Source organism: Streptomyces sp. NPDC093984 (genome assembly GCF_044764595.1).
Taxonomy (GTDB): Bacteria; Actinomycetota; Actinomycetes; order Streptomycetales; family Streptomycetaceae; genus Streptomyces; species Streptomyces cynarae.
The window spans coordinates 302,329-317,832 of the sequence record NZ_JBIWIM010000003.1; the positions used below are offsets into that span (position 1 = coordinate 302,329).

General features: G+C 72.9%; 12 protein-coding genes. 6 read left to right on the forward strand and 6 right to left on the reverse strand.

Annotation, left to right across the window (positions count from 1 at the left end):
- Window positions 1-181: 181 nt before the first annotated feature.
- From ACIRC0_RS13550 to rsmH, 3 genes are all read right to left on the reverse strand, one after another.
- On the reverse strand, window positions 182-2,134 hold the full coding sequence (locus ACIRC0_RS13550; RefSeq protein ID WP_403615383.1) for a peptidoglycan D,D-transpeptidase FtsI family protein: 1,953 nt from the start codon (window positions 2,132-2,134) through the stop codon (window positions 182-184).
- Window positions 2,135-2,139: 5 nt separating this feature from the next.
- Window positions 2,140-2,757 (reverse strand): septum formation initiator family protein, encoded by a 618-nt coding sequence (locus tag ACIRC0_RS13555; protein ID WP_403615385.1) that lies wholly within the window; start codon window positions 2,755-2,757, stop codon window positions 2,140-2,142.
- 106 nt (window positions 2,758-2,863) lie between these two features.
- Window positions 2,864-3,820, reverse strand: a complete 957-nt coding sequence (gene rsmH, locus ACIRC0_RS13560) for a 16S rRNA (cytosine(1402)-N(4))-methyltransferase RsmH (RefSeq protein WP_403615387.1) — start codon at window positions 3,818-3,820, stop codon at window positions 2,864-2,866.
- A 417-nt stretch (window positions 3,821-4,237) separates the two neighbouring features.
- Here rsmH and ACIRC0_RS13565 point away from each other — a divergent pair, with 417 nt between their 5' ends.
- The 4 genes from ACIRC0_RS13565 to ACIRC0_RS13580 all read left to right on the forward strand — a co-directional run bounded on the left by ACIRC0_RS13565 (window position 4,238) and on the right by ACIRC0_RS13580 (window position 9,948).
- A complete protein-coding gene (locus ACIRC0_RS13565; RefSeq protein WP_366028448.1) occupies window positions 4,238-4,780 on the forward strand; it encodes a carbonic anhydrase in 543 nt (180 codons plus the stop codon).
- A 283-nt stretch (window positions 4,781-5,063) separates the two neighbouring features.
- A complete protein-coding gene (locus tag ACIRC0_RS13570; RefSeq protein ID WP_403615390.1) occupies window positions 5,064-6,092 on the forward strand; it encodes an AAA family ATPase in 1,029 nt (342 codons plus the stop codon).
- Window positions 6,092-7,450 (forward strand): DUF58 domain-containing protein, encoded by a 1,359-nt coding sequence (locus ACIRC0_RS13575; RefSeq protein ID WP_403615392.1) that lies wholly within the window; start codon window positions 6,092-6,094, stop codon window positions 7,448-7,450. The genes ACIRC0_RS13570 and ACIRC0_RS13575 overlap by 1 nt, the downstream gene beginning before the upstream one ends.
- Window positions 7,447-9,948 carry a DUF3488 and DUF4129 domain-containing transglutaminase family protein gene (locus tag ACIRC0_RS13580; protein ID WP_403615394.1) on the forward strand — a complete coding sequence of 834 codons (2,502 nt, stop codon included), beginning with the start codon at window positions 7,447-7,449 and terminating at the stop codon, window positions 9,946-9,948. The genes ACIRC0_RS13575 and ACIRC0_RS13580 overlap by 4 nt, the downstream gene beginning before the upstream one ends.
- Before the next feature lie 330 nt (window positions 9,949-10,278).
- Here ACIRC0_RS13580 and ACIRC0_RS13585 read toward each other — a convergent pair whose 3' ends face one another.
- The 3 genes from ACIRC0_RS13585 to ACIRC0_RS13595 form a co-directional block, all read right to left on the reverse strand.
- Window positions 10,279-10,662 carry a DUF3040 domain-containing protein gene (locus ACIRC0_RS13585; protein ID WP_403615397.1) on the reverse strand — a complete coding sequence of 128 codons (384 nt, stop codon included), beginning with the start codon at window positions 10,660-10,662 and terminating at the stop codon, window positions 10,279-10,281.
- A gap of 277 nt (window positions 10,663-10,939) precedes the next feature.
- Window positions 10,940-11,710, reverse strand: coding sequence for a methyltransferase (locus tag ACIRC0_RS13590; RefSeq protein WP_403615399.1), 771 nt, complete (start codon window positions 11,708-11,710; stop codon window positions 10,940-10,942).
- Between the two features lie 149 nt (window positions 11,711-11,859).
- Entirely contained in the window at window positions 11,860-12,399 is a 540-nt protein-coding gene (locus tag ACIRC0_RS13595) for an SAV_6107 family HEPN domain-containing protein (RefSeq protein ID WP_403615401.1), read from the reverse strand.
- A gap of 223 nt (window positions 12,400-12,622) precedes the next feature.
- Between ACIRC0_RS13595 and ACIRC0_RS13600 the strand changes: the two genes are divergently transcribed.
- Together ACIRC0_RS13600 and ACIRC0_RS13605 are read left to right on the forward strand one after the other, a co-directional pair.
- Complete coding sequence (locus tag ACIRC0_RS13600; protein ID WP_403615406.1) at window positions 12,623-13,429, forward strand: ATP-binding cassette domain-containing protein; 807 nt, start codon at window positions 12,623-12,625, stop codon at window positions 13,427-13,429.
- On the forward strand, window positions 13,401-15,485 hold the full coding sequence (locus ACIRC0_RS13605; protein ID WP_403615408.1) for a YhgE/Pip family protein: 2,085 nt from the start codon (window positions 13,401-13,403) through the stop codon (window positions 15,483-15,485). Before ACIRC0_RS13600 ends, ACIRC0_RS13605 begins: the two co-directional genes overlap by 29 nt.
- The last annotated feature ends 19 nt before the right edge of the window (window positions 15,486-15,504 follow it).

The window sequence follows — 15,504 nt, forward strand, 5'->3', positions numbered from 1 at the left end:
GGTGAGCGTACCGGGCGTACCCCTCGGGGGGCGAAAAGGGAGCCCGCGCGAAGCGCGGTCCGACAAGGGCGGTGGTGGGAGACGGGTGGGCGAGGGCGGGGTGTGGTTCCCGGGATCGGGAGTGTTCGTTGTCACGAGCTGGTTCCTGGTCGGTCTTTCCCGTAGTGCTTCGTAGAGCTGATCATGGCTTGAACGTGACGGGCAGGTTCGCTGGGGCGGCTCCGGTGGGCGGGACCTGGAGGGTCTTCAGGGCGAACTCCATCACCTGCTTGAAGACCGGGCCACAGATGTCGCCGCCGTAATAGCTGCCCTTGGTGGCGTTCTGGATCGCGCAGTAGACGGTGACGCGCGGGTTGTCCGCGGGGGCGAAACCGGCGAAGGAGGACGTGTAGCCGCGGTACCTGCCGGTGGCCGGATCCACGCGGTTGGCCGTACCCGTCTTGCCCGCGACGCGGTAGCCGGGGATGCGCGCCTTGTTGCCGGTTCCCTGCCCGTCGTCCACGACGGCCTCCAGCATCTGGGCGAGCGTCTTCGCCGTCTTGTCGCTGACGACCCTGGTCCTCTTGGGCTGCGGGGCAGGGGTGAAGCGGCCGTCCGGGCCCTTCGTGCCGCGCACCAGGGTGGGCTCGACGCGCACGCCGCCGTTGGCGATGGTCGAGTAGACGGACGCGGCCTGCACCGCGTTGAGCGACACACCCTGGCCGAAAGGAATCGTGTACTGCTGGGAGGTCGACCACTTTCCGGGCGGCGCGAGGATACCGGCGGTCTCACCCGGGAAGTCGAGCCCGGTGGGGCGGCCGATGCCGAATTTGCGCAGGTAGGAGTACAGGACCTGGTTGGCCTGCGCCTGCGTCCTGCCGAGCTGGCCGGCCGCCAGGATGGTGCCGATGTTGCTGGACTTGGCGAGGACGCCGTTGAGGGTCAGGTACCAGGTCGCGTGGTCGACGTCGTCCGCGAAGAGCCGGTCGCCGCGGTGCAGCCGGTTGGGCACGGTGACGTGGGTCAGCGGGGTCGCGGCGTTCTCCTGGAGCACGGCCGCCATGGTCATGACCTTGGCGGTGGAACCGGGCTCGTACGCGTCCTGCAGGGCGGCGTTGCCGAGGGCCGCCGTGTCGGCGTGCGAGAGGTCGTTGGGGTCGAAGCCGGGCGAGTTGGCGAGGGCCAGGATCTGACCCGTCCGGGTGTCCTGCACCACGACGTACCCGCGGTCCGCCCCGGACTTCTTCACCTGCTCGGTGATGGCGCTCTGGGCGGCCCACTGGATGTCCCGGTCGAGGGTCAGTTCGACGTCGGAACCGGCCACGGCGGGTGTCTCGGCGGAGCCCGCGGTCGGCACCAGACGGCCGCCCGACTGGGCGTAGCGGATCTTGCCGTCCTTGCCGGCCAGCTCCTGGTTCAGCTGCTGCTCGATGCCGCCGGCGCCCTTTCCGTCGGCGTTGACCCAGCCGAGTACCCCGGCGGCGAGGTCGCCGTTGGGGTAGACGCGCTTGTTGGTGGGCTCGGCGAGGACCCCGGCGAGGACGTTGGCCGTGTTCGGGTCCGTCCTCGCCTTGGCGGCGAGGGTGTTCTTCAGATCCTTGATCTGGTTCCACACCTGGGGGGTCTGGCGGTGGGCGAGCAGCACGTACTGGGTGTCCGGGGTCTTGAGCTTCCTGGCGACCTCGGCGGCTTCCTGGCCGATGATCGGGGCGAGCAGCGCGGCCGCCTGTTCGGGGGCGTCCGCCACCTTGGTGGCCTTGGGCGTGAAGAGCGTCGGGTCGGCCGTGATGTCGTACGCGTCCACGCTGCTCGCCAGTTCGACGCCGTCGCGGTCGGTGATCTCGCCGCGGACGGCGGCCAGGGTACGGCCGACGTAGCGGTTCTGGTCGGCCTTGGCGGTGTACGCGCTCGCGTCCACGGCCTGCACCTGGAGCAGCCGCAGGACGAAGGCGGTCATCACCAGGGCCAGTGCGAGGCCGATCAGGCGCAGCCGGGGGCGGGGGCTGCCGAGCCGGATGGTGCGCGGGGCCGGGCGGCGGCCCGGCGCCGGGCGGCGTGCCGGGCGGGCGCCGGGGCCCGGGCGGGGCCGGGCGTCGGGGCGCACGGGCCGGGCGGGGCCGGGCACGCGACGGCGCGGCGGTTCCCTGTCGGACACTTCCGTCACCTGCCGGGGGTCGGGGAGGGGTGTACGGGCTGGGTCGGGGACGCGGCCGTCCGGGCGGCCGGTGTCGGGGACGCGGCCGTGAGTGTCGCGGCCGGGGTCGGGGACGCGGCCGTGGGGGTGGCCGGCGTCGGGGACGCGGCCGTGGGGGCGGCGGCCGGATGGGTGGAGCGGGAGGGCGACGGCGGTGCAGCCGGGCCGGTGCCGAGCGCCTCGGGCGGGCGCACGGCGGCGGTGCTCGCCGAGGCCTGCTGACCGGCGGGCACGGGCACGCCCTTGACGGTGCCGTCGGGGTTCAGGAAGGCGGGGTCGCCGCCGGGGACCATGCCGAGTTCGCGGGCCCGGCGCTGGAGCGCGTCGGGTGCGGAGTAGGCGTCCACGTCCCGCTGGAGGGCCTGTTCCTCGTCGGTGAGGTTCTTGGTCTGCCGTTGCAGGTCGTCGAGCTTGAACGCGCCCTCGCTGAGCGCGGAGTTCAGCATGAGGAGCGCGATGAGGCCGCCGCCGAGCAGCAGGACGACGAGCAGCACGAACGGGGTACGGGCGGCCCGGGTGCCGCCGGCGGGGATCAGCCGGGCGAGCCGGGCTGCCCGGCCCCTGAGTTCGGGTTTGCCGCTCACACGCCCTCCCGCCGCGCTTCCACACCCTCCTCGCGTCGCCTGCTCACTCGCCCACCCCTTTCGTGCGCCTCACTCGGTTGTCGTACGGCTCACTCGGTGCCCTGGCTCACTCGACGTCCTCACGGACGCGCTCCGCACCACGCAGACGTGCCGGGGCCGCCCGGCGGTTCTCGGCGATCTCCTCCTCGGTGGGAAGTTCGGCACCGCGGGTGAGGAGCTTGAGCCGGGGCTGGTAGCGCTCGGGGACGACCGGCAGCCCGGGCGGCGCGGTGCTCGCCGCACCCGCCGCGAACACCTGCTTGACCAGGCGGTCCTCGAGCGAGTGGTAGGAGAGGACGGCGATGCGGCCGCCGACGGACAGTGCCTTGACGGCCGCGGGGATCGCCCGTTCCAGGACGGCGAGCTCGCCGTTGACCTCGATGCGCAGCGCCTGGAAGGTGCGCTTGGCCGGGTTGCCGCCGGTCCGCTTGGCCGCCTGCGGGAGCGCGTCGCGGATCAGCTCCACCAGCCGCGCGCTGTTGGTGAACGGCTCCTTCTCGCGCTCGCGCACGATCGCGGACACGATCCGCTTGGCCTGCTTCTCCTCGCCGTACGTCCGCAGGATCCGCACCAGGTCGCCGGCCGGGTAGGTGTTGAGGACCTCGGCGGCGCTGATGCCCGTCGTCTGGTCCATGCGCATGTCGAGCGGGGCGTCCTGGGCGTAGGCGAAACCGCGCTCCGCCTCGTCGAGTTGCATGGAGGAGACACCGAGGTCGAAGAGCACGCCCTGGACGCGCGGAACGCCCAGCCGGGTGAGCACGTCGGGCAGTTCGTCGTAGACCGCGTGCACCAGCGTGGCGCGGTCGCCGAAGGGGGCGAGGCGCTCCCCGGACAGGCGCAGCGCCTCCTTGTCCCGGTCCAGCCCGATGAGCCGGGCCTCGGGGAACCGCGTCAGCAGCGCCTCGCTGTGGCCGCCGAGCCCGAGGGTGCAGTCGACGACGACGGCCCCCGGCTCGGCGAGGGCCGGGGCCAGCATGTCCAGGCACTGCCGGAGCATGACGGGCACGTGTCGACTCTGGGACAAGGGGGCCTCTCAGATCCGGCGCGGCCCGCATCGCACCGCCAGGTCCCCGCCCGCTCACAAGGCGGCCTGCCGGCGCCGGAAGCGTCAGCCGACCGGGAGCGGGAGGAGGCCGAGCCGTACGTACGCGCCGCGCACGCGGGGAGTCATCGGCGTCCGCCGACGTCTCCGGGGTGAACAGTGGCGGGGAGAGCGTCTCGCCTCCCGCTTCGCGTCACTTTAGTCCACCCTGTCTCGCGGTCAATCAAGGGGCCCGCGTGTGGCGCCACCGGCCCGGCGCGGCGGGAGGATTCGAAAGGATTCACCCATCCGGTGGATGTTTCCCGTCGCGTGTGGGTTACCTCACAACATGCCGCGGTGGCGTTTTTTGTCCCTGCCCACAGCGGGCCGAGATCGCCGACGACCAGTAACGTCATGGGTATGACGACTTCCGCATCCGTACCCGCCGGTCCCGAAGGCGCCATAGTGGGCCCCGTCACCGATCGCCTCGTCGAGGCCAACCAGCGCTACGCCACCGCGTTCACCGATCCCGGGATGGACGCCCGTCCCGTGCTCGGCGTCGCCGTCGTGGCCTGCATGGACGCACGCCTCGACCTGCACGCCGCGCTCGGCCTGAAGCTGGGCGACTGTCACACCATCCGCAACGCGGGCGGCGTGGTCACCGACGACGTGATCCGCTCCCTCACCATCAGCCAGCGGGCGCTCGGCACCCGCAGCGTCGTGCTCATCCACCACACGGGCTGCGGCCTGGAGTCGCTGACCGAGGAGTTCCGGCACGAGCTGGAGATGGAGGTCGGCCAGCGGCCCTCCTGGGCGGTCGAGGCGTTCCGCGACGTCGACCAGGACGTGCGGCAGTCGATGCAGCGGGTGCGCACCTCGCCGTTCCTGGTGCACACGGACGACGTGCGCGGTTTCGTGTTCGACGTGAAGACGGGCCGGCTGCGGGAGATCGATCCGGCGTAACGGCACGTACCGGGCTCCCACCCCGTACTCCACCCGCCGTCAGCAAGCCGCCGGGAAAAGTCCATTCGGACAAAGATCCCGGCTCTGGTGCACCAAAAAGCCCGTAAGGCCGACATATCGCGGCCAGTTATCCACAGGCGAGTGACACGAATCGGTAACGGCGGCAAGATTGCGGGTTGTGGCGTCACGCGGAACTTCCCACGCGTGGTGTCCGTGTTTCGGGGTGGGCCGGTCCGCACAGCAGAGCGTCGGCCCGGAGAAAGAACGGGCCGAGGAGGGCCGGGTGACGACCTATGACGATCGAGCGAGCCTCACTGATCTGACCGCCACTGTGGAGCGCGTCCGCAAATCGGTGGAAGGAGTGATCGAGGGCAAGCCCGAGGTCGTACGGCTTTCGCTGACCGTGCTGCTCGCCGAGGGCCACCTCCTGATCGAGGACGTCCCCGGCGTGGGCAAGACCATGCTCGCCAAGGCACTGGCCCGGTCCATCGACTGCTCGGTGCGACGCATCCAGTTCACCCCCGACCTGCTGCCCTCGGACATCACGGGCGTGTCCATCTGGGACCAGCAGCGGCGGGACTTCGAGTTCAAGCCGGGCGCCATCTTCGCCCAGATCGTGATCGGCGACGAGATCAACCGCGCCTCGCCCAAGACCCAGTCCGCGCTCCTGGAGTCGATGGAGGAGCGGCAGGTCACCATCGACGGCCAGACGTACGAACTGCCCAGCCCCTTCATGGTGGTCGCCACCCAGAACCCGGTGGAGATGGAGGGCACCTATCCGCTGCCCGAGGCCCAGCGCGACCGCTTCATGGCCCGTGTCTCCATCGGCTACCCCAGCCCCGAGGCCGAACTGCAGATGCTCGACATCCACGGCGGCGTCAACCCCCTGGACGACCTCCAGCCGGTGGCGCACGCGCACGAGATCGTGAAGCTGGTGGAGGCCGTCCGCGGTGTCCACGTCGCCGAGACGGTCCGGCGCTACGCGGTGGACCTGGTCGCCGCCACACGCACGCACCCCGACCTCAGACTCGGGGCCTCGCCGCGCGCCACGCTGCACCTGCTGCGCGCGGCGAAGGCCTCCGCCGCCCTGGCCGGCCGGGAGTACGCGCTGCCGGACGACGTGCAGGCGCTCGCCGTGGCGGTCCTCGCCCACCGGCTGCTGCCCACCGCCCAGGCCCAGCTCAACCGCCGTACGGCGGAACAGGTGGTGCAGGAGATCCTGCAGAGCACCCCCGTGCCCGCCGGGCCCCAGCAGCAGTCCGGCCTCACCATGGGTCGCGGCTTCGGCCAGCAGCCGCCCCGGAGCCTTTGATGACCCACGGGGGGACGGCGCGCACGGCCGAGGAGGACCGGGGCGGGCTGCGCACCGCGCTCGCCGGGCTGACCACGCGCGGCCGGTCCTTCCTGGCCGCCGGTGTGGCCGCCGCGATCTGCGCCTACGTCCTCGGCCAGAGCGAGCTGCTGCGGGTGGGCATCCTGCTCGCGGTACTGCCCCTGGCGTGCGCGACCGTGCTGTACCGCACGCGTTACCGGGTCGCGGGCAGCCGTCGTCTGTCCCCCTCGCGGGTGCCCGCGGGGTCCGAGGCGCGGGTCCATCTGCGGATGGACAACGTCTCGCGGCTGCCCACCGGGCTGCTGATGCTTCAGGACCGGGTGCCCTACGTCCTCGGGCCGCGCCCCCGGTTCGTCCTGGACCGGGTGGAGGCGGGCGGTCGCCGCGAGGTGTCCTACCGCGTGCGCTCGGACCTGCGCGGCCGGTACCCGCTGGGCCCGCTCCAGCTGCGGCTGACCGACCCCTTCGGGATGTGCGAGCTGACCCGCTCCTTCTCCACGTACGACACCCTGACGGTCGTCCCGCGCGTGGAGCCGCTGCCGCCGGTCAGGTTCGCGGGCGAGGCGCAGGGGTACGGCGACGGGCGGCAGCGCTCGCTGGCGCTGGCCGGCGAGGACGACGTGATCCCGCGCGGGTACCGGTACGGCGACGACCTGCGCCGGGTGCACTGGCGCTCCACCGCGCGCTACGGCGAGCTGATGGTGCGCCGGGAGGAGCAGCCGCAGCGGGCCCGGTGCACGGTGCTGCTCGACACCCGGGCGATCGCCTTCCAGGGCGCGGGCCCGGACTCGGCCTTCGAGTGGGCGGTGACGGGCGCGGCGTCCGCGCTGGTGCACATGCTCGAACGGGGCTTCTCCGTGCGGCTGTTGACCGACACGGGCAGTTCGGTGCCCGGTGAGGGCGCGGACGGGTTCGCGGGTGCGAGCCAGGAGTCCGCGGACGCGGCCGGACTGATGATGGACGCGCTCGCCGTGATCGACCACTCGGACGGCGCGGGTCTCTCGCGCGCCTACGACGTGCTGCGCGGCGGGAACGAGGGGCTGCTGGTGGCGTTCTTCGGCGATCTCGACGAGGAGCAGACCGCGATGGCCGCCAAGATGAGCGGGCGCAGCGGGGGCGCGCTCGCGTTCGTGCTGGACAGCGACGCCTGGGGACGCGAACCGACCGATGTGCCGGGCCCTGGCGACCGGAGCGGGGAGCGGCTGCGGCTGCTGCGCGAGGCGGGCTGGACCGCCGTGCCCGTGCCGCGGGGCGTGTCCCTGACGGAGCTGTGGCGCGAGGCGGACCGGCAGCGCACGGGCGTGGGCGCCCTGAGCGGCACGGAGGGACGGTCATGAGCGGGCGGGCGCGTCTGGCACTGTGTGCCGCGGCGGCGACGCTGATGACGTCGTGCGCCCTGCTGCCGCTGGTGAGCCCGGCGACCTGGCTGTTCCAGGCGGCGATGCTGGTGGCGGTGGTGACCGGGGTGGGCGCGGCGACCCGGCGGGTGCCGCTGGCGCGTCCGCTGACCCTCGCCTGCCAGGTGGTGGTCGCCCTGCTGCTGCTCACGCTGGTCTTCGCCCGACAGCATGCCCTCGCCGGCTTCGTCCCCGGCCCCGACGCCTTCCATCACTTCGGGGAGCTGCTGCAGTCGGGCAGGGACGACGTCGGGCGGTACACGAGCCCGGCGCCGCTGACGCCCGGGATCCGCCTGATGTTGGTCGGCGGGGTGCTGCTGATCGGGCTGCTGGTGGACGCGCTGGCGGTGACGTTCCGCGCGGCGGCCCCGGCCGGACTGCCCCTGCTCGCGCTGTACGCGGTGGCGACGGCCCTGTCGCACGGCGGAGCCGACTGGATGTGGTTCCTGGTGGCCGCGGGCGGCTATCTGATGCTGCTGCTGGCCGAGGGCCGGGACCGGCTGTCCCAGTGGGGGCGGGTCTTCACAGGCGCCCCGCGCGCGGGGGGCGGGGACTTGGGGGGCGCGGTGGCTCCCGTGCGCACCGGGCGGCGGATCGGCGCGGTGGCGCTGGGCATCGCCCTGGTGGTGCCGCTGGCCCTGCCCTCGCTGCGGGGCGGGCTGCTGGACGGCACCGGGGCCGGGGTGGGCGCGGGGCTCGGCGACGGCAACACGATCTCCGCGGTCAACCCGCTGGTCTCGCTGCGCGACAGCCTGAACGTGGACCAGGACCGCCAGGTCATGGCGTACCGCACCAACACGGACGACACCCAGGACATGTACCTGAGGATCGTCGCCCTGGACGACTTCGACGGCACCACCTGGAAGCCCGCCCAGCGGCACATCAACAACGTACCGGACTCGTTCCCGACGCCGACGGGACTGGCGGGCAGCGTGCGGCGGACCGAGATCGAGACGCGGATCTCGGCGGCGGACTGGTACGCGCAGGACTGGCTGCCGATGCCGTACCCGGCGACGAGCGTGAAGATCAAGGGCAGCTGGCGGTACGAGCCGGTGGGCCGCACACTCGTCGGCGACCACGGGCAGAACACGCGGGGCGTGCAGTACGACGTCAAGAGTCTGATCGTGCAGCCGACGGCGGAGCAGCTGGCCGAGGCCCCTGAGCCGCCGGCGTCGCTGAAGCGCGAGTTCACGAAGGTGCCGTCCTCGCTGCCCGCCGTGGTGGCGCAGACGGCCCGCAGGGTGACGGCCGGGTCGTCGAACCACTACGAGCAGGCGGTCAAGCTCCAGGACTACTTCGCGGTCGACGGCGGCTTCACCTACAACACGCAGGTGCAGGTCGGCACCGGACCGAACGCGATCGCCCGGTTCCTGAAGGACAAGCAGGGCTTCTGCGTGCACTTCTCCTTCGCGATGGCCGCGATGGCGCGGACGCTGGGGATACCGGCGCGGGTCGCGGTGGGCTTCACGCCGGGGTCGGCGCAGGGGGACGGTTCGATGTCGGTGGGGCTGCGGGACGCGCACGCGTGGCCGGAGCTGTACTTCGAGGGCGTGGGCTGGACCCGTTTCGAGCCGACCCCGAACCGGGGCTCGACCCCGTCCTACACGCAGTCGAACACGCCAACCGGGGAGATCCCGGTGGTGCCGCGGCCGTCGCTGTCGTCGTCGACGGCGTCGTCCACCGCGCCGTCGGCGAGCGAGAGCTGCTCGGCGGCCCTGCGGAAGATCGAGGGATGCCCGAGCCAGTCCTCGCAGATCGCTGCGGGCTCCGGGGACGACGGGCCGCCGTGGTACCGGGTGCTGTTCTGGGCGCTGCTGGGTCTGGTGCTGTTGGCGGTGCCGCTGACGCCGATGCTGTGGCGGATCAGGAGCCGGTCGGTGCGGCTGGCCTCCGCGCAGCACGCTCCGTCCGCGCTGCCGCTCGCCCGCGTCCGCCGCGGGGATCGCGGCGGTGAGCGGTATGCGGACGAGATGGGGATGACGGTGCTGCCCGGTGAGACGGCCCCGAGCCGGGCGGCCGAGGTGGCCGTGGGGCACACCCTGGCCGTCTGGCGGGAGCTCACGGACACGGCGTGGGACTACGGCATCGCGCCGGACGACGCGCTGACCCCGCGGAAGGCGGCCGAGCGGATCGTGCGGCTCGGCCGGCTGGACCCCGAGACGGCCGGGGCCGTGCACCGGGTGGCGGGCGCGGTGGAGCAGGTGCTGTACGCGCCGGAGCCGCGGTCCGAGACGGGCCTGGTGGACGACGTGCGCAGGCTGCGAGCGTCCCTGCGCTCCACCGCCGGCCGCCGCACCCGGCTTCGCGCGATAGTGGCCCCGCCCTCGGCGATGCGCGCGGTATGGGCGGCGGCGGACCGCTGGGCGGACCTGAGGATGCGCTGGGCGACCCGCTGGACGGCCCTGGTACGCCGCCCGTCGGACCAGCGAGGGCGCTGACACGGGGTGCCGCCCGCCCTGGCGACGGGGCGGGCGGCGGGCGGGCGCCACCGGGCACTGCGCTCGGCGTCCGATGGCCTGGTACGGCACGGCTCCCCCACTGCCTCGACGGCATGAGGGCACTCCAGCGGCGCCGTCGTCGGTCGCACGACTACACGACTATCCGGGCCTGCCGGCGCTACCGGCTCGCCGCTGCAAGCCCGGCGTTCCGCCGTCGCCGCGCACGGCCGGGGGCGGCGGCCGGCACGGGCTGCGGCGGGCCGCCAGGGCGCGTACGGGTACAGCAACAGGGGCGACCTTCCGGTCGCCCCTGTTGCGTCACGTCTGCGGCTACTGGCCCTGTTCGTCCCGTCGGCGCTGCCAGCGTTGTTCGATGCGGTCCATCATGGAGCGTCGCGGGCGCACCTGTCGGCGGATGCCCGGCGCTGCCTGCTCACCCGGCTTGGGAACCTTGCGCCAACCGGTCACCACGAGCACCGCGCAGCCCAGCATGACGAGGAATCCCACCACGCTGATCCAGATCTGCTTCGCGACCATACCGGCCATGAGGAGCGCGATACCCACGAGGAAGCCCGCGACCGCCTGGTAGACCCGCCGCCGGGTGTACGTACGCAGCCCGCTTCCCTCAAGCGCCGACGCGAACTTGGGATCTTCGGCGTACAGCGCTCGCTCCATCTGCTCGAGCATGCGCTGCTCGTGCTCCGAGAGCGGCACGGAGTCCTCCTCATCGTGCAGTCGCCGGGGCGACCGGGGGTCCCCTTCAGGATAGGCAGGGAATCGCCCCCTTGAAACCCGCCCCTCTACGCCAATTGGCCAACCGGTATCCGCCATGCCCGTCCCGGCTCACTGAGATCTTCATTCCCCAGCGGCCGACCCGTCATGCCGGTCGGTCTCCCTCGATCATACGGCGCGGACCGTCCGATCGGGGGGCCTGTGGCGTACTCCATCCGCCGCCAAGCCGCTGATCAGCGGGGCGCCACGAACAGTCCGCTCAGGACTCGGCGGCCCCCGCGGTCTCACCCAGCACGTGCAGCTGCGTCGCCACCGAGTGGAACGCCGGGGACTCGGCCGCCGCGGCCTCCAGCTTGAGCAGCGCCTCCAGCGCGCCCGGCTCGGTGTCCACCAGCACCCCGGGCACCAGGTCCGCGAAGACCCGTACGCCGTGCACCGCGCCCACGCTCAGGCCCGCGTCCTCCACGAGCGCGGTGAGCTGTTCGGCGGTGAAGCGGTGCGGTACGGGGTCGCCCTCGCCCCAGCGGCCGTTCGGGTCCTGAAGCGCCTGCCTGGCCTCCTTGAAGTGCCCGGCGAGGGCCCGCGCGAGCACGGCACCGCCGAGGCCGGCGGCGAGCAGGCTGAGGACACCGTCGGCGCGCAGGGCCGCGACGGCGTTGCGGACGCCCTCGGCGGGGTCGTCGACGTACTCCAGGACGCCGTGGCACAGCACCACGTCGTAGCCGCCGCGCTCGACCACGTCGAACAGGCCGTGCGCGTCGCCCTGCACGCCCTGCACCCGGTCGGCGACACCGGCCTCGGCGGCCCGGCGCTCCAGCGCGAACAGCGCGTTCGGGCTGGGGTCGACGACGGTGACGCGGTGGCCGAGGCGGGCGACGGGCACGGCGAAGTTGCCGCTGCCGCCACCGGTGTCGAGGACGTCCAGCACGTCCCGCCCCGTGGCCTTGACCCGGCGGTCGAGGGCGTCCTTGAGGACCTCCCAGACCACGGCGGTACGGAGAGACGCGCGGGGGCGAGTGGGGTCCGACACGGCAGTTGACTCCTCGGCGCGGCACCGCCTCAAGTTCGGCGGAGCGATCGGACGGCCTTCCGACCCCCGTTACCAGGGCGAAAGGCTTCAGGCGCCTCCACCCTATTGCCTCCGGCCCCCGCCCCGGGCCCCTCACCCCACCCGGATCCTCACCCCGCGTCCGGCATCTCCCGCTCCGGCTCCTGGCGCGGCTGCGGAAGCACCGGCTGGAGCACCAGCATCCGCTCGACCAGGCGCAGGAACATCGCCACGTCCCGTATCAGGTCGTCCGCGTCCCGGGTGCCGGCCGCGCCCCGGATGCCGGCCTCGGCGCGGGCGCGTCGGGCGGCGCCGGAGGCGAACAGCGCGCTCCACTCGGTGAGTTCGGGCGCGATCTCGGGGAGCACTTCCCAGGCGCTGCGGATCTTCGCGCGGCGTCGCGCGGTCGGCTCCGGGCGCCCGCGCGCGGCGAGCACGGCGGCGGCGGTGCGCAGGGCCGCAAGATGGGCCGTCGCGTACCGCTCGTTCGGCGTTTCGAGGAGGGTGGCCTCTTCCAGTGCGGCGCGGGCCTGAGCCAGCAGGTCGAGGGCGGCGGGCGGGGCCGTGGCCCGGCGCAGCACGGGGTGCACGTCGCTCGCCGGGCCGGTCAGTGAGGGGGCAGGGCCGGTGGCGCGGCGCCGGCGTGCGGCGGCTGCGTGGTGACTGGCCATGACGAACCTCCTGTCGTCTGTGTGACGGCACGCCCTGATACGGGCTGCCGTATGTGCCCATCGTGGGGTATGGCACTGACAATCCGTTCTGACCTGCTCTTTTGCTTCGCTCAGAGGTTCGGGGTAGTTTTTGCACTGACCAGTCAGTTCAAAAACCCGGTGCCCGGGGTCCTGTGACCGGATCCCGGGACTGGGTGCCCCACCCAGGGGAACGAGGGGGGACATGGACATGCAGGGGACGGCGGCCGGGGTGGCCGTCAGTGCCGCCGGCTTCGGGCTGAAGGGACCGCGCGGCTGGGCCTTCCGGGGCGTAGGCCTCGAGGCGGAGCCCGGCTCGCTCATCGCCGTCGAGGGCCCCTCGGGCTCCGGCCGCACCTGTCTGCTGCTCGCGCTCACCGGGCGGATGAGGCCGAGTGAGGGACGGGCCGCGGTCGGCGGGCACCGGCTGCCCAAGGAGATGTCCGCCGTGCGCCGGATCAGCGCGCTCGCGCACGTACCCGGCGTCACCGACCTCGACCCGGCCCTGACCGTCGGCGAGCACCTGCGCGAACGTGCCCTGCTGGAAAGCAGGTTCGGGGACTCCCTGCGGGCGCTGCTGCGTCCCAGGAGCGATCGGGCGGCCGAGGCGGCACGCCGGATCGACACCGCCCTCGCGGCCGCCGGACTCGACCCGGAACAACTGCCCAAGGGCCGCCGGACCTCCGTACGCGACCTGGAGCGGCTGGAGGCCCTGCGGCTGTCCGTGGCGCTGGCCCTGATCGGCCGGCCCCGCCTGCTCGCCGTCGACGACGCCGACCTGAAGCTGTCCCCCGCCGAACAGGCCGAAGCGTGGGACCTGTTGAGGTCGCTTACCGAGGACGGGACGACCGTCCTCGCGGTGTGCACCGAGGCCCCCGAGGACGCCGTCGTGGTGTCGACGGCACCCGGCGCGCGGCACGCGCGCGAGGAGACCACCCCCGACGAGCCGACCGAAGACGGCGACGACGAGAAGGAGACGGCGGATGCGCTCGCCGAAACTGGCCGCGCTTGAGCTCAGACGGTTCGGCAGGGGAAAGCTGCCGCGTGCGGCGCTGGTCGCGCTCCTGCTGCTGCCGCTGCTGTACGGCGCCCTGTACCTGTGGTCGTTCTGGGACCCGTACGGGAGGCTGGACCGCATCCCCGTGGCGCTCGTCGACGACGACAAGGGCACGACCGTGGCCGGCCGGAGGCTCACCGCGGGCGACGACCTCGTCAAGGGGCTGCTCAAGAGCGACACCTTCGAGTGGCACCGGGTGAGCGCCGCCGAAGCCAGGACGGGCGTCGAGGACGGCACCTACTACCTGTCGCTGACCATGCCGTCCGACTTCAGCGCCAAGATCGCCTCCAGCTCCGGCAGTTCGCCCGAGACGGGCGCCCTTCAGGTGCGGACGAACGACGCCAACAACTACATCGTCGGGCAGATCTCCAAGACGGTGTTCGCCGAGGTGCGTGCGGCCGCCTCCACCAAGACGTCGCGGTCGTTCCTCGACCGGATCTTCATCTCGTTCTCGGACATCCACGGGGCCACCGTCAAGGCCGCCGACGGAGCCGACCAGCTCACGGGCGGGATCGGCAAGGCGGAGAAGGGATCCAAGGACCTGGCCGACGGCCTGAAGGAGGCCAAGAGCGGCAGCGGAAAGCTGTCGAGCGGCCTGACGAAGCTCGACCAGGGCGCGGGCGCCCTCCAGGAGGGCGCCCAGCAGGTCGCGGACGGCACCCAGGCGCTCGCCGACCGGGTGCACGGCGCGGCCGACCAGGTGCGGCCCTTCCTGAAGAAGGACGGACGGCAGATCGCCGACACCGCGACCCTGGTGGCCGACTCGGCGGGCGTCATCAGCGAGCACCTCGACGCCTTCGTCACCACGGCGCCCGCCGCCGAGAAGGGCACGCGTGAAGCGTCCGAGACGCTGGACGCGGTGTACGAGAGGCGCTGTGTGAGCCAGGTCCTGCCCGACCCCGCGTGCGCGGACCTGAAGAAGGCGAAGGACGCCGCGGCGGACGCGGCGCGGCTCGCCAAGGACGTGAACACCGTGGTGCGGGACTACCGCGGCGACATGACCGCCATGCGGCAGGACCTGAAGACCCTCCAGCGGCAGGCCCGGGCGCTGGCCAAGTCGGCACCGCACCTGTCCGGCGACCTCGACGACGCGGTCTCCAAGGTGGACGCGCTCAACAAGGGCGCCGCCGAGGTCGCCAAGGGCGCCCGGACCCTGCACACCGGCCTGGGCACCGCCCGGGCCGGGGCGGCCGACCTGGACTCGGGCATCGGCAAGCTGGAGACGGGCGCGATCGATCTGAACGGCGGCATGTACAAGCTCGCCGACGGCTCCGGGAAGCTCGCCGGCGGACTGCACGACGGCGCGGGCAAGATTCCCGACTACGACAAGCAGGACCGCGACCGGCGCACCCAGGTCATGGCGGACCCGGTGCAACTCGCCTCCCGGGACCTGCACCACGCGCCCAACTACGGCACCGGTTTCGCCCCGTACTTCATCCCGCTGTCCCTGTGGGTGGGCGCGATGGTGGCGTACATGCTGATCCCGCCGATGAACCGGCGCGCGCTCGCGGCGGGCGCCTCCGCCTGGCGGATCGCGCTGGCGGGCTGGCTGCCGGTGGCCGCCGTGGGCGTGCTGCAGACGGCCGCGCTGATGGCCGTGCTGCACTGGGCGATCGGCCTGGAGATGACGCGCGCGGCGGGGACGATCGGGTTCCTGTTCCTGGTCGCGGCGTGCTTCGCGGCGCTCGTCCAGTGGCTGAACGCGCGCTTCGGGGCGGCGGGCCGGATCCTCGTCCTCGCCCTGCTGATGCTCCAGCTGACGTCCGCGGGCGGCACCTACCCCGTGCAGACCTCCCCGGGCTTCTTCAACGCCATCCACCCCTTCCTGCCGATGAGTTACGTCGTCGAAGCGTTGCGGAGGCTCATCACGGGCGGCGGCCTCGGTCCCGTGTGGCAGGCGTGCGCCGTGCTCACGGCGTTCACCGCGGGCGCCCTCGCGCTGACCGCCCTGTCCGCCCGGCGCAGGCAGGTGTGGACGCTCGACCGGCTGCACCCGGAGCTGAACCTGTGAGGTCCGCGCCATCCCACCG

Coding starts and splice junctions, on each gene's coding strand:
- ACIRC0_RS13565 (WP_366028448.1), top strand. CDS start 4,238: ATGACGACTTCCGCATCCGTACCCGCCGGTCCCGAAGGCGCCATAGTG.
- ACIRC0_RS13575 (WP_403615392.1), top strand. CDS start 6,092: ATGACCCACGGGGGGACGGCGCGCACGGCCGAGGAGGACCGGGGCGGG.
- ACIRC0_RS13580 (WP_403615394.1), top strand. CDS start 7,447: ATGAGCGGGCGGGCGCGTCTGGCACTGTGTGCCGCGGCGGCGACGCTG.
- ACIRC0_RS13595 (WP_403615401.1), bottom strand. CDS start 12,399: ATGGCCAGTCACCACGCAGCCGCCGCACGCCGGCGCCGCGCCACCGGC.
- ACIRC0_RS13600 (WP_403615406.1), top strand. CDS start 12,623: ATGGACATGCAGGGGACGGCGGCCGGGGTGGCCGTCAGTGCCGCCGGC.
- ACIRC0_RS13605 (WP_403615408.1), top strand. CDS start 13,401: ATGCGCTCGCCGAAACTGGCCGCGCTTGAGCTCAGACGGTTCGGCAGG.